The 13570-nt window shown below is 58.5% G+C and carries 15 protein-coding genes; 5 read left to right on the top strand and 10 right to left on the bottom strand.

Annotation, left to right across the window (positions count from 1 at the left end):
* Positions 1-89: 89 nt before the first annotated feature.
* From AC1Q6D_RS21315 to hmpA, 10 genes are all read right to left on the bottom strand, one after another.
* Positions 90-542: a hypothetical protein gene (locus AC1Q6D_RS21315; RefSeq protein WP_103405257.1), complete on the bottom strand. Its 453-nt coding sequence runs from the start codon at positions 540-542 to the stop codon at positions 90-92.
* A complete protein-coding gene (locus AC1Q6D_RS21310) occupies positions 526-825 on the bottom strand; it encodes a hypothetical protein (protein ID WP_371919926.1) in 300 nt (99 codons plus the stop codon). Before AC1Q6D_RS21310 ends, AC1Q6D_RS21315 begins: the two co-directional genes overlap by 17 nt.
* Positions 826-855: 30 nt before the next feature.
* Entirely contained in the window at positions 856-1164 is a 309-nt protein-coding gene (locus tag AC1Q6D_RS21305) for a hypothetical protein (protein ID WP_256590308.1), read from the bottom strand.
* A 231-nt stretch (positions 1165-1395) separates the two neighbouring features.
* Entirely contained in the window at positions 1396-2283 is an 888-nt protein-coding gene (gene cyoE, locus AC1Q6D_RS21300) for a heme o synthase (RefSeq protein ID WP_047537940.1), read from the bottom strand.
* An 11-nt stretch (positions 2284-2294) separates the two neighbouring features.
* Positions 2295-2636, bottom strand: a complete 342-nt coding sequence (gene cyoD, locus AC1Q6D_RS21295; RefSeq protein ID WP_103405256.1) for a cytochrome o ubiquinol oxidase subunit IV — start codon at positions 2634-2636, stop codon at positions 2295-2297.
* Positions 2637-3260, bottom strand: coding sequence for a cytochrome o ubiquinol oxidase subunit III (locus AC1Q6D_RS21290; protein ID WP_047537935.1), 624 nt, complete (start codon positions 3258-3260; stop codon positions 2637-2639).
* A 3-nt stretch (positions 3261-3263) separates the two neighbouring features.
* The gene (cyoB, locus tag AC1Q6D_RS21285; protein ID WP_103405255.1) at positions 3264-5294 is read right to left on the bottom strand and encodes a cytochrome o ubiquinol oxidase subunit I; all 2031 of its coding nucleotides are present in this window, start codon (positions 5292-5294) and stop codon (positions 3264-3266) included.
* A 3-nt stretch (positions 5295-5297) separates the two neighbouring features.
* A complete protein-coding gene (cyoA, locus tag AC1Q6D_RS21280) occupies positions 5298-6233 on the bottom strand; it encodes a ubiquinol oxidase subunit II (RefSeq protein ID WP_047537929.1) in 936 nt (311 codons plus the stop codon).
* An 819-nt stretch (positions 6234-7052) separates the two neighbouring features.
* Positions 7053-7562, bottom strand: a complete 510-nt coding sequence (locus AC1Q6D_RS21275; protein WP_103405254.1) for a disulfide bond formation protein B — start codon at positions 7560-7562, stop codon at positions 7053-7055.
* Between the two features lie 268 nt (positions 7563-7830).
* Positions 7831-9012 (bottom strand): NO-inducible flavohemoprotein, encoded by a 1182-nt coding sequence (gene hmpA / locus AC1Q6D_RS21270; protein WP_047537922.1) that lies wholly within the window; start codon positions 9010-9012, stop codon positions 7831-7833.
* Positions 9013-9168: 156 nt separating this feature from the next.
* Here hmpA and norR point away from each other — a divergent pair, with 156 nt between their 5' ends.
* The 5 genes from norR (at position 9169) to AC1Q6D_RS21245 (ending at position 13505) form a co-directional block, all read left to right on the top strand.
* On the top strand, positions 9169-10719 hold the full coding sequence (norR, locus tag AC1Q6D_RS21265; RefSeq protein WP_103405253.1) for a nitric oxide reductase transcriptional regulator NorR: 1551 nt from the start codon (positions 9169-9171) through the stop codon (positions 10717-10719).
* 184 nt (positions 10720-10903) lie between these two features.
* A complete protein-coding gene (locus AC1Q6D_RS21260) occupies positions 10904-11806 on the top strand; it encodes a chemotaxis protein CheV (protein WP_047537916.1) in 903 nt (300 codons plus the stop codon).
* Between the two features lie 27 nt (positions 11807-11833).
* Positions 11834-12292, top strand: a complete 459-nt coding sequence (locus AC1Q6D_RS21255) for a GNAT family N-acetyltransferase (RefSeq protein WP_103405252.1) — start codon at positions 11834-11836, stop codon at positions 12290-12292.
* Between the two features lie 58 nt (positions 12293-12350).
* Positions 12351-12677 carry a hypothetical protein gene (locus tag AC1Q6D_RS21250; protein WP_103405251.1) on the top strand — a complete coding sequence of 109 codons (327 nt, stop codon included), beginning with the start codon at positions 12351-12353 and terminating at the stop codon, positions 12675-12677.
* Positions 12678-12755: 78 nt separating this feature from the next.
* Complete coding sequence (locus tag AC1Q6D_RS21245) at positions 12756-13505, top strand: YkgJ family cysteine cluster protein (RefSeq protein ID WP_103405250.1); 750 nt, start codon at positions 12756-12758, stop codon at positions 13503-13505.
* Positions 13506-13570: the final 65 nt, after the last annotated feature.

Genomic DNA, 13570 nt, shown 5'->3' with positions numbered 1-13570 from the left:
CCCGCGATTCTTTTGAATGTGGGGCTTTTAAGCCGCTAAACGTCGTCATTACAGGACGAGCGATGCAGCCGCTTTGATGCAAGCTGGGCTCAGGAAAACATCGCGCGCTGCTCAGCTTCGTAATGCCGGGTTTGAAAAGGCATGAGGATTTGGGCTTTCAGGCCAAGACCCTCACTCAATCCCCAAGAGACAGCGAGCTCATCACGACGTCGACGCAGTGGTGTGACGGTTCTTGGGGTCACGGGTTGTCCGCAAGTCCAATGTGCAACAAGTTCGAGGGCATTGAGGGTTTCTGACACGCGGAGATCGGATACACACGTAAAGCGAGTGAATCGCTCTAGCAGATACCCGGCACGCCGAACCTCAACCTCGTCAGTGTGACAACTCAAAAAAGCGACTAACTCGCCCTCCAGATCTGAGTTGGAATACCAGACAGCCTTGGCGGCACTCACGAGCGCGGCGTCGTCAGCTTGATTCAAAGGTCTTTTTACCAGCGTGTCCAAAGCGGATGTGAGGACGTGGCCGTCAAGGGGCTTCGTCATCAGTGCTCTCCAGGTAATCGTGCAAAATATTCGTAAGAACGGAGATGGGTGGTTCCTTATTGCCAACATGTACATCAATCGCCTGTAACGCCAGCCGGCGGAATTCGCGGGTCAATATGAAACCAGCCCTGAGAAGTGCCTTGATATCACCGATGTCCTGATCGGTCGCTCTGCCCAGCTTGGAGATGGCAATGTCGACAGGCGCGGCGATATGCACGTGGAGCGGGGACTCGACCGTAAACTCTGCAATCGGAAGGCTCCGCTCCCAATAGTCTTCGTGGATTGGGCCAAAACTGGTGTTGTACTGAAGGTCCTAGTTCAGTTCCATCAATCGACCGGATCGCTCATCAACAAACTGCTCGGGTATCTCTGCCAGCATGGTTTGCAAGTGCAAACCTTCGGGAACATGAGCCTCATAAATCTCGGCATCCACGTCGGTGGAAACGCGATGATGGGTATACAGGTGAACAGCGCAGCCACCGAACAGGATAATTTTGACGGCTCCTGGTCCTGCCTTCACAAGCTCTAATTCCGCTTCGACGGATTTGAACATCGAAATCAAAGCCTGCCCCAACGCAGTATCCGTATTAACGCAGGGGGTGATTACCTCTGGCAGTTCCATCGTAGATCCTCTGGGATGCTTGTAATAACGGCATCCCGAGGCTAGACAGACGACTTCCGACCCTCAACCTGAAAACTCCGTGGGAAAATTCAGGTAAATCCTTAAGTTTTTTCGCCTGCCAAATCGCCCCATCCAAGCGAGCCTGCTCGCAATAGCGACACCAGAAAAGCACCCAACAAAAAGCCCCGCTCTTCTCTCGAAGGCGGGGCTTTTCAATCCAGCATCTAAACCTTACGGCGCGTACGTCAGCAACAGCTCGGTCGGCACTTTGAAGTCCAGGGACATCATCACGCTCAACGCGGTAATGGTGAAGATCGAGAACACGAACAGCTTGCGTGCCCAGACCGTGTCATCCACTGCCTTGTAGCCGGTCCAGGCCATGTACAGCCAGTACATGCCCATGGCTGCGGCGACGGCGAGGTAGCTCATGCCGGCGTAACCGCTGAAGGTCAACATCAAGGTCGCCACGAGGAAGGCCAGGATGTAGATCAGGATGTGCTTCTTGGCCACTTCGATTCCGCGCTTCACAGGCAGCACCGGGATGGAGGCGGCCAGGTAATCGTTGAAGCGGAAGATCGCGATGGCGTAGGAATGCGGCATCTGCCACAGGCTGAACATCACCAGCAGGGTCAGCGCGGCCATGTCGAAGGTGTTGCTCACCGCGACGTAACCGATCACCGGCGGCATGGCGCCCGACAGGCTGCCCACGAGCGTGCCGTGAACCGACTTGCGCTTGAGGTACAGGCTGTAGAAGCCGACGTAGATGACGAAACCGATCACCGCGAACAGCGCGGCCAACGGGTTGGCCACCTTGTACAACAGCGCAACGCCGGCGACGCCCAGGACGGTCGCGTAGACCAAGGCCAGTTTCAGGGAGATCAGGCCCTGGACCAGCACCCGGTTCTTGGTGCGTTCCATCTTCAGGTCGATGTCGCGGTCGATGCAGTTGTTGAACACGCAACCGGAGGCGACCACCAGGGACGTGCCGATCATGGCGGCCAGGAAAATGGCCAGATCGACATGCCCTTTGGAGGCCAGGAAAAATCCGCCTGCCACAGAAAGCACGTTACCGAAAATGATCCCCGGTTTGGTGATTTGGATAAAGTGCTTAAAGGACATCCGGACTTACCTCACTTCGCCATCATGAACGTGTGGATGCTGAACATGATCCACAGCGACAGGCCAACCAGCAGGACGATCACGATCGCGGCGAAAACAAACGCAATCACGTTGTTACGCTGCGCGGCCGAACGGTCCAGGTGCAGGAAGTACACCAGGTGCACCAGCACCTGGATGATCGCGAACGCCAGTACGATCCACAGGGTGATCGACTTCGGCAGCGACGGGTACATCACCAGGCCGAATGGAATCGCGGTCAGGATCACCGACAGGATAAAGCCGACGACGTAGGACTTGACGCTGCCGTGACCGGCGTCGTCGTGACCATTGTGAGAATGAGCTGCGTTAGCCATTTACATAGTCCCCATCAGATAAACAACCGTGAACACGCAGATCCACACCACGTCCAGAAAGTGCCAGAACAGGCTCAGGCAGCTCAGGCGAGTCTTGTTGGTCGCCGTCAGGCCGTGCTTGTTGACCTGGTACATCATGATCGCCATCCAGATCAGACCGCTGGTCACGTGCAGACCGTGGGTGCCGACCAGGGTGAAGAACCCGGACAGGAAGCCCGAACGGCTAGGGCCGTAGCCCTCGGAGATCAGCATGTGGAACTCGTTGATCTCCATGCCGATGAAGCCGGCACCGAACAGGAAGGTCATGGCCAGCCAGCCCAGGACCTGCTTCTTGTTGCCACGGAAGAACGCCAGCATGGCGAAGCCGTAGGTGATCGAACTGAACAGCAGCAGAGCGGTTTCGCCCAGTACGTAAGGCAGTTCGAAGATGTCGTGGCCCGACGGGCCACCCGCTACGTTATTAACCAGAACCGCGTACACCGCGAAGATCGACGCAAACAGAATGCAGTCAGTCATCAGGTAGAGCCAGAAACCGTATACGGTCATCTCGCCCGAGTCGTGGTGGTGGTCATCGTGCCCATGGTCACCATGGGCGTGTCCAACATTGGTCACTAAATTCGACATGGTTTAAGCCTGTTCCAACGAGGTTTCAACACGGGTGGCGGTGGCCGGGATTTTCCCTGCCGCTACCAGACGCTTGTGCTGCTCGGCTTCGATGCGCTCGATCACGTCGACCGGCACCATATAGCCTTGATCATCACGGGCCGCGTGGATCGCGAAGTAGATCACGGTGCCAGCGAAGCTGGCGATGGCCAGCCACCAGATGTGCCAGATCATGGCGAAGCCGAACACGGTCAACAGAGCGCCCATGACCACACCGGTGGCGGTGTTGTTTGGCATGTGGATCGGTTCGTACTTGGCCGGAGCCTTGTACGCGGTACCGTTTTCCTTGGCTTCGGTGAACGGGTCGATGCAGTCAGCCTTAGGCAGCACAGCGAAGTTGTAGAACGGAGGTGGCGACGAGGTCGACCATTCCAGAGTGTGGCCATTCCACGGGTCACCGTGCTCGCACTTGTTCTCTGGCTTGTTGCGGTCACGCACACTGACGTACAGCTGGATCAGTTGGCAGGCGATACCGAACGCGATCATCACCGCACCGAACATGGCGACGTACAGGTACGGCACCCACTCAGGGTTGGTGGTGGCGTTCAGACGACGGGTCATGCCCATGAAGCCCAGCGCGTAGAGCGGCATGAACGCGACGAAGAAGCCGCTGATCCAGAACCAGAACGCTGCCTTGCCCCAACCTTCGTGCAGCTTGAAGCCGAACGCTTTCGGGAAGTAGAAGCCGAAACCAGCGATGTAACCGAATACCGCACCGCCGATGATCACGTTGTGGAAGTGCGCGATCACGAACAGGCTGTTGTGCAGAACGAAGTCAGCACCCGGGATGGCCAGCAGAACACCGGTCATGCCGCCGATGGCGAAGGTCACCATGAAGCCCAGGGTCCACAGCACCTGGCTGGTGAAGCGCAGACGGCCCTGGTAAATGGTGAACAGCCAGTTGAACAGTTTCACACCCGTCGGGATGGAAATCAGCATCGTCGCCAGACCGAAGAAGGCGTTGACGCTGGCCCCGGAGCCCATGGTGAAGAAGTGGTGCAGCCAAACCATGAAGCCCAGTACCGAGATCGCGCCCGAGGCGTAGATCATCGAGTGGTGGCCGAACAGTTTCTTGCCGGTGAAGGCGGAGATGACTTCCGAGAAAATGCCGAATGCCGGCAGGATCAGGATGTACACCTCAGGGTGACCCCAGGCCCAGAACAGGTTGACGTACATCATCGGATTGCCACCAAGTTCATTGGTGAAAATGTGGAAATCCATGTAACGGTCAAGCGTCAGCAGTGCCAGGGTAGCGGTCAGGATCGGGAACGAAGCCACGATCAGGACGTTGGCCCAGGTGCAGGTCCAGGTGAAGATCGGCATGTCCATCAGCTTCATGCCAGGGGTACGCATTTTCAGCACGGTGGCCAGGAAGTTGACCCCCGTCAGCGTCGTACCCAGGCCCGATAGCTGTAGCGCCCAGATGTAGTAATCCATCCCCACGCCAGGGCTGTATTGCAGGCCCGACAGCGGCGGATAGGCAACCCAACCGGTCTTGGCGAATTCGCCGACGCCCAGGGACAGGTTGATCAGCACAACGCCGGACACCAGCAGCCAGAAGCTCAGGGAGTTCAGGAACGGGAAGGCAACGTCACGCGCGCCGATCTGCAGCGGCACTGCAAGGTTCATCAGGCCGGTGAAGAATGGCATCGCCATGAAGATGATCATGATCACACCGTGAGCGGTGAAGATCTGGTCATAGTGTTCAGGTGGCAGGTAGCCAGGCGAACCCTCGGTGGCCATGGCCAGCTGGGTACGCATCATGATGGCGTCGGCAAAGCCGCGCAGCAGCATGACCATGGCGACGACGATGTACATCACGCCGATTTTCTTGTGGTCGACCGACGTCAGCCACTCGGTCCACAGGTAGGTCCACTTCTTGAAGTAGGTGATTGCAGCGAACAGTGCCAGACCACCCAGCGCGATCATGGCGATGGTCACCATCACGATCGGCTCGTGGAACGGGACCGCTTCCCAACTTAATTTACCAAACATCGTTTACTCCTCTGCCCCGGCAGCTGAATGCGAGTTCATGTCCGTAGCGGCGACTTCTTTCTCTTTCTTCTCGTGGTTCAGTTTCGGACCTGGTTTCATGCCTTCGTACTTGTCGACGATGGTCTGGAACAGGTTCGGCGTGACCGAGGAGTAGAGCTCGACTGGGTTGTTCTGGCTTGGCTTGGAAAGGGCAGCGTATTCAGCTTGTTCAAGCTGTTTAGGTGCCTTCTTGACTTCGCTGACCCAGGCGTCGAAATCTTCCTGTGTCGTGGCGATTGCCTTGAATTTCATACCGGTGAAACCGGCACCGCTGTAGTTGGCCGAGATGCCTTCCATTTCAGCGTTGCGGTCGGCGATCAGGTGCAGCTTGGTCTGCATGCCCGCCATCGCGTAGATCTGGCCGCCCAGGCCCGGGATGAAGAACGAGTTCATCACAGCGTCGGAGGTGATCCGGAAGTTAACTGGCGTGTGCGCCGGGAACACGATCTTGTTGACCGTGGCAATGCCTTGTTCCGGGTAGATGAACAGCCACTTCCAGTCCAGCGCGACCACTTCGATGGTCACCGGCTTCACGTCGGATTGAATCGGACGGTATGGATCCAGCTCGTGAGTCGTCTTGTAGGTGATGTAACCCAGGGCAAGGATGATCAGAATCGGAACAGTCCACACCGTGATCTCGATCTTGGTGGAGTGGTTCCATTTCGGCGTGTAAGTGGCGTTAGTGTTGGACGCGCGATATTTCCAGGCGAACAGGAACGTCATCACGATGACCGGGACCACGACCAACAGCATCAGCAGCGTTGCGGTGATGATCAGGTTTCGCTGCTCCAGGCCAACCTGGCCCGTGGGATTGAGCAAGGTCATGTTGCAGCCTCCCAGCAACAACGTGCCGAGCAGCGGCACTAGGCCTAGTAATCTGGGGTACCTGTTTTTACTCATCTCACGACCTCTAAAGCTGCTTGCGCAATGCAGTTGGGTTTTGATCGCCAACACTTCACCCTGCCAAGGGTTGGCATTTTTCTTGGATTGAATAAGGGCTGGCCCGTCGTGCGTCAGACGCGTTTCGACAAATCCTGGGCTAGCGTTGAGTTCTTATTCGAATTCGTGGTCAAAGGCCTTGTTACAGACCAATTCCATTTGGTGCGGATAATTGGAGGCACCGACACCAGGGGGTCGCATGAAGCCACCCGGCCTCTCGACACCCGGTTTCTGCTCATGCTCCTGAGTCAGGGCGAGCGGAGTCGGGAATTCAGTGCGGGCGATTGTAGATATGTAGCGTTTTATAAACCATGTCTCATCCCGAAATAATTTTTATCCAAACCGGCAACAATACTGACCGGTTTTCGTAAAAGTGGCGCATTTTATCGAAATTAATTCTCAACAAAAACACCAAAAATTGTAGGTCTACCACCCGCGATTCAGACAGTATCCGGGCAACTCCAGGCGCCACCGACCTGCCCCAAACCCCGATATGACAAGGGCTCTGGCAAATTGCCAGAGCCTGTTAAAACTGCCTGCTCCAGCCGGATTCGGGCAAAATGGCCACCCCGAAAAGCAGGCCAATTTCCTTGCGTAACGGCGTACCAATCCGCCGTCCCGGGCGCCGCTGCGACACCCCTGATGTGACAACATGTCGCACACGTGTCACACCCTTCATTGCCACACATCACGCTCTTTTCACCGAGCCGCTGAAACGCATTCCTCAAGACAAAAAAAGCCCCGGTCCTCTCATCGAGGACCGGGGCTTTTTCAGGTTCCTCAGCGCAGGGCTTTGCGGTTTCGCACCGTGAGCAGCGGCACCAGTACGACGACCAGCACGAAGGCCACCAGCGCCCATTGCGCCAGGGACAACCCGAGGATCGGCGGGTATGGCGTAGAGCAGAAGCCATCCACCTGGAAACCCAGCGGGAAGATCTTCGCCAGCGGCAAACCGTCCACGATCGGTTGCAGCACATCGATGCCGCAACTCACCGCCGGATAAAACTGCGTGTAGACGTGATGCCCGGCCACCCCGACGCCTGCCAGCGCGCAGATCACCACCAGGGTTTCAAATAACGTGATGCTGCGACGGGTACGCATCGCGGCGCCGATGAAGGCAAACAGCGCGATCAACAGCAAGGCATAACGTTGCAGGATGCACAGCGGGCAAGGGGCCTCGCCCAGTACGATTTGCATGTACAGCGCGCCGCCGATCAACGCCAGGCAGATAATGCCCAGCAACACCAGAAAGCGCCGCTCACGGCCCAACCGCATTGTTTCCTCGCTCATCGCGTTTCCCTTCAAGGTATCGATTGCCCGCCAGTCTACACGCCTGGTGCGTGTCGGGGGATGTCGGGGGAATAGACGATAAGCGGGTTAAGAAGGGATTAACTTTTATGCGTTATTTCAATTCAAGACTGCGCAGCGGCATTCGCGAGCAGGCTCGCTCCCACAATGGATTTCGGTTGAACACAAATCTTGTGCTCACCTGGATCACTGTGGGAGCGAGCCTGCTCGCGAAGAAAGCGACTCGATTTCCCGAGTCGCGTTCGGTGACTTACTCCAGCGCCGCAGCCGGCCCGAAGAACTCATAACGGCTTTGTTTCTCTGGCACGCCCAAGGCCTTGAGGTGCCGTTTGATGGCCACCATGAAGCCTTTAGGGCCCAGGAAGTAAGCGTCTACATCGCGCTCTGCCGGCAGCCATTCGCCCAGTTGCTCCTGGCTCAACAACCCGACCTTGTGTGCCGCCGCGCTGACGCCGTCATCTTCGTCGTAGCAATAGAAGCGCTTGAGTTGCGGGTGACGCTCGGCCAGACCGTCGATCCAGTCGCGGAAGGCGTGAACGCTGCCATTGCGGGCACAGTGGATGAAGTGCACTGGCCGTTCGGTTTCCAGCGCCGCTTCGAGCATCGCCAGGGTCGGGGTGATGCCGACGCCGCCACTGATCAGCACCAGCGGCTTTTCGCTGGCGGTCAAGGTGAATTCGCCCGATGGCGGGAACAACTGGATGCTCGAACCGACGTGCAATTGATCGTGCAGATGGTTGGAGGCACGACCGCCGGTTTCCCGCTTGACGCTGATGCGGTACTGGCCTTTGTTCGCCAGGGCCGACAGTGAATAGTTACGACGAATCTCTTCGCCATCGAGGATCAGTTTCATGCCGATGTACTGGCCTGGCTCTGCAGCCAAAATCGGGCCTTTATCTGCAGGTTCGAAGTAGAACGAGGTGATTTCAGCGCTTTCTTCGACTTTGGCCGCCACGATGAATTCCCGCGCCCCGCGCCAGCCGCCCGGTGCCTGCTCCTTCTGATCGTAGATGCTGGTTTCGGCACCGATCAGGATGTCCGCGAGTTGACCGTAAGCCGCGCCCCAAGCCGCGATCACTTCCGGCGTCGCGATTTCTTCGCCCAGGACTTCGGCGATTGCGCGCAACAGGCAGGTGCCGACAATCGGGTAGTGCTCCGGCAGAATTTGCAGGGCCACGTGCTTGTTGATGATCTTGGCCACCAGGTCGCCCAACTGGTCGAGTTGGTCGATATGGCGCGCATACATCAGTACGCCATTAGCCAGGGCGCGCGGCTGGTCACCGCTGGCCTGGTGAGCCTGGTTGAACAGTGGGCGCACTTGCGGATACTCGGAGAGCATCATGCGGTAGAAGTGGGTGATCAAGGCTTCGCCGCCGCTTTCCAGCAACGGTACAGTGGATTTGACGATGGCACGGTCTTGGGCGCTAAGCATAAAGTGACTCCAGGGCAACGAGGTTTTCTCAACGTTTGCCCTGTACTTATCAGTTTCCATGCCAATATTTATATTGTTAAAAATCAGTAACTTATAGACAAGATAGTCATATCGACACAGCATGCTTTATAGTCACACTGACTACATGGAGTCACTATGACTGCAAAATCCCTGCTAACCGCCCTGCTGCCACTGGTCTCGGACCTGTCCCGCGAACTGCCCGAAGGCGAGCGCTATCGGCGCTTGCTGGAAGCCATGCGCGCCCTGCTCCCTTGCGATGCGGCGGCCCTGCTGCGCCTCGACGGTGAATGGCTGGTGCCGCTGGCCGTCGACGGCTTGAGTACCGACACCCTCGGCCGCCGCTTCAAGGTCAGTGAACACCCACGCTTCGAAGCCTTGCTCAGCAGTTCCGGGCCGACCCGCTTCGCCGCCGACAGCGACCTGCCCGACCCATATGACGGCCTGGTCGAGGGCCTGGATGAGCATCTGGAAGTCCATGACTGCATGGGCTGCCCACTGTTTATCGATGAACGTCCGTGGGGGCTGCTAACCCTCGACGCCCTCGATCCGGAACAGTTTCAACCGATCGAACTCGATTCGCTGGAAGCCTTCGCCAGCCTCGCCGCCGCCACGGTCAATGCCGCCGAACGCATCGAACGCCTGAACAATCGCGTCGAGGACGAACACCAGCGCGCCGAGGTGTACCGTCAGGCCAGCGGTCAGCAGAGCCGTGAAATGATCGGCCAGAGCAAGGCGCACAAGCGCCTGGTGGAAGAAATCAACCTGGTGGGCGGCAGCGACCTGACCGTGCTGATCACTGGAGAAACCGGGGTCGGCAAGGAACTGGTGGCCCAGGCCATTCACGCCGCTTCGACCCGGGCCGACAAACCGATCATCAGCCTCAATTGCGCCGCTCTGCCGGACACACTGGTGGAGAGCGAACTGTTTGGCCACGTGCGCGGCGCCTTTACCGGGGCGATGAATGATCGGCGCGGCAAATTTGAACTGGCCAATGGCGGCACATTGTTTCTCGATGAAGTCGGCGAGCTGTCGCTGACCGTGCAGGCAAAACTGCTGCGGGTCCTGCAAAGCGGTCAATTGCAGCGACTGGGTTCGGATACCGAGCATCAGGTCGACGTGCGGCTGATCGCGGCGACCAACCGCGACCTGGCCGAAGAAGTGCGCAGCGGCCGTTACCGCGCCGACTTCTATCACCGCCTCAGCGTTTACCCACTATTAGTACCGGCCCTGCGCGATCGCGGGCGGGATGTGCTGTTGCTCAGCGGCTACTTTCTGGAACAGAACCGCTCGCGCATGGGCCTCAACAGCTTGCGCCTGAGCACTGATGCCCAGGCTGCCCTGCTGGCTTACGACTGGCCGGGCAATGTGCGGGAGCTGGAACACCTGATCGGCCGCAGCGCCCTGAAAGCCTTGGGTAACTGCAAGGAACGGCCAAAGATTCTCAGCTTGAGCGCGGCGGACCTGGACCTGCCCAATGCCAATGCGCAAGCACCCGTCGAGCAAACGGCGCCCGCCGCCATGGCGCTGGTCACAGGGGATTTGCGCGAAGCCACCGAAAACTATCAGCGCCAGTTGATCGGCGCGTGCCTGGAGCGGCATCACAACAACTGGGCGAGTGCGGCGCGTGAGCTGGGCCTGGATCGGGCGAATCTTGGGCGGATGGCCAAGAGGCTCGGCATGAAGTGACGCCCAACTTGTGTCCGAACCGCACACCGGTGGCGAAGGGGCTTGCCCCCTCGCCACCGGTGTCGTGCTAAACCAATGGATGGGTATTGGCCCTAAAGCCTGCCCCCAACAAGTCGATAACCCGGCATCGAAGTTATTGGCAATCCTCGCGATAGCCCATCACCTTTTTCCCAAGAAGGTCCATATGTCATCCATCAAAGCCCGTGCAGATTCACTGTCGCTTCTGCTGTTTACCTTGCGCAGCGGCAAGTTGATGGCTATCAACCTGCTCAAAGTCAGCGAAATCATCCCCTGCCCGCCGCTGACCAAGCTGCCGGAGTCGCACCCCCACGTCAAAGGCATTGCCACGCTGCGTGGTGCGTCGCTGTCAGTGATCGACCTGAGCCGCGCCATCGGCGAACGTCCTCTGGAAGACCCCAATGGCGGCTGCCTGATCGTCACCGACGTCAGCCGCTCCAAGCAGGGCCTGCACGTCCAGGCGGTGAGCAAGATCGTTCACTGCCTGACCACCGATATCCGTCCGCCGCCCTTCGGGTCTGGCGGGGTGCGCTCGTACATCACCGGCGTGACCTCGGTCGACGGCACCCTGGTGCAGGTACTGGACATCGAAAAAGTCATCCACGGCATCGCCCCGGCGCAGATCGAAACGGCACCGACCGAACTGAGCATGGAAGACGCCGAGCTGTTGGGGAACGCACGGATTCTGGTGGTCGATGACAGTCAGGTGGCCCTGCAGCAATCGGTGCACACGTTGCGCAATCTCGGCCTGCAATGCCATACGGCGCGCAGCGCCAAGGAAGCCATCGACTGCCTGCTGGATTTGCAAGGCACCGCCCAGCAGATCAATCTGATTGTCTCGGACATCGAAATGTCTGAAATGGACGGCTACGCCTTCACCCGAACCCTGCGCGAAACGCCGGATTTTGCGCACCTCTATGTGCTGCTGCATACCTCGCTGGACAGCGCGATGAACAGTGAAAAGGCTCGTCAGGCCGGTGCCAACGCGGTGCTGACCAAGTTCTCCTCGCCCGAACTGACCCAGTGCCTGATCACGGCAGCCAAGGCTGTGGCTGAACAGGGTCATTGAGTCTTGGCCGAGGACTTTTGCTTGTTGATGCGGCGCAACCTCGCCGAGGCTGTGCCGGCCATCCCTTGGCCAGGCGATCTTCAATTGACCCGCTACCGCCCTGAACTTGCCGACACCGTCCATCAGTTAATGACACTGGGTTACCGCGAGGGCGGTGGGGGCGTACCGGCGCTGGAGTGCTGGCAACGGCAATTTGAAACCGACCCCGAATACGATCCCGACCTGTGCTTCATTGCCCTGGATGCCGAAGGTGTGGTTGCCGTGTGCCAGTGCTGGACCAGCGCCTACATCAAAGACCTGGTGGTGCATCCTCGGGCTCAACGGCGAGGTCTGGGCCGCGCTTTGCTGCTGCACGTGTTCAAGGTGTTCCAGCAACGCCGCGAAGGTTTTGTGGATTTGAAGGTGCTCGAAGACAACCTGCGCGCGCAGCGGTTGTATGAAAGCGTCGGGATGTTTGTGGTTCGCCGGGAACCGGTTCCAGCCTGACGAACACCCTCCTTCAGGCATAATCCGGTCATTCGCCCCCCAAAAGGATTTCCGGACCATGAAAGCCGCCACCCTGACCTTGCTCTGCCTCACCGCCCTCGCCACCCAGGCCCAGGCTTCCAGTCCCGACGCGTGGGCCGCTTATGACAAAACCGTCCTGGCCAGTTGCACCAAGGCCAGTGGCCTGAAGAATGCCAACCCCGTGGGCAATGCCGCCCAGTTCGACGACCGCGTCGGCTACACCGCGCTCCTGCTGCAAGGTCAGTACCCGCAAAAACACATGAAAGGCGCGCAAGGCACAGAGCTGTGTCTCTACAACAAAAAAAGCAAAACCGCGTATGTCACCGAATGGGACTCGATTCGCCCCGCCATCAAGGCCCAGTGAGTGGCGCATAACTTGCTTCGGCAGCAGACTTCACGGTGACATTCTGTCGCCTCTTCCCTCGACGCGACTGAGCGCTCAATGAATACGACGTTTTCCTGCGTAGGCTGTGGCAAATGCTGCAACGATCACCATGTGCCCCTGACCCTGTCCGAAGCCCGGATGTGGGCGGCCGATGGCGGGCAGGTGATCGTGCTGGTGGAGGCGTTCCTGGGCAATGGCCTGGGCCTGCCAGCCCGGCAACGCGACCACGCTGAGCGCCGCTCGGCACTGGTTCACAGCGGCGAATCCGAGGCGTACGTCGCCATCACCTTTGCCGCCTACAATGTCGGTCCCTGCCGGAATCTTGACGAGGACAACCTCTGCCGCATCTACGAACGCCGGCCATTGGTGTGCCGCATTTACCCGATGGAAATCAATCCGCACATCGCTCTCAACCCGGCCATCAAGGAATGCCCGTCCGAGTCCTGGGAAAAAGGGTCGGACCTGATCGTTGGCGGTGAGTTGGTGGACCGCGAGCTCCGGGTGCTGATTGAGCGCTCCCGCCAGGCGGATCGCGATGATATTCAAATGAAGGACGCGATTTGCGCGCTATTGGGGATTCGCACGACGGCGCTGAAGGGGGATGGATTCAGCGCTTATCTGCCGGACATGAACGAGTTTGCCTCGATCCTCGACGACTTGGCCGGGCAGACATTGCCGCAGTGGGACAGCGAATGGCTGTTCCATGTGTCCGGTGAAGATATCGCCAGGCAGGTCACGGATGCCGGTGGGCAAGTGGCAACGCAGGCGCCGGCGAACTACTCGTTTATTTCGTTGCGGGTGGCTTGAGTCTAAAAAAGGTGTCGCCTGTGAGGGCGTCATTGCAAGCAAGCTCGCTCCCACAGGGGAATGCA

This window comes from Pseudomonas sp. MT92 (assembly GCF_058792515.1).
This window is presented reverse-complemented; position numbering and strand designations above follow the sequence as displayed.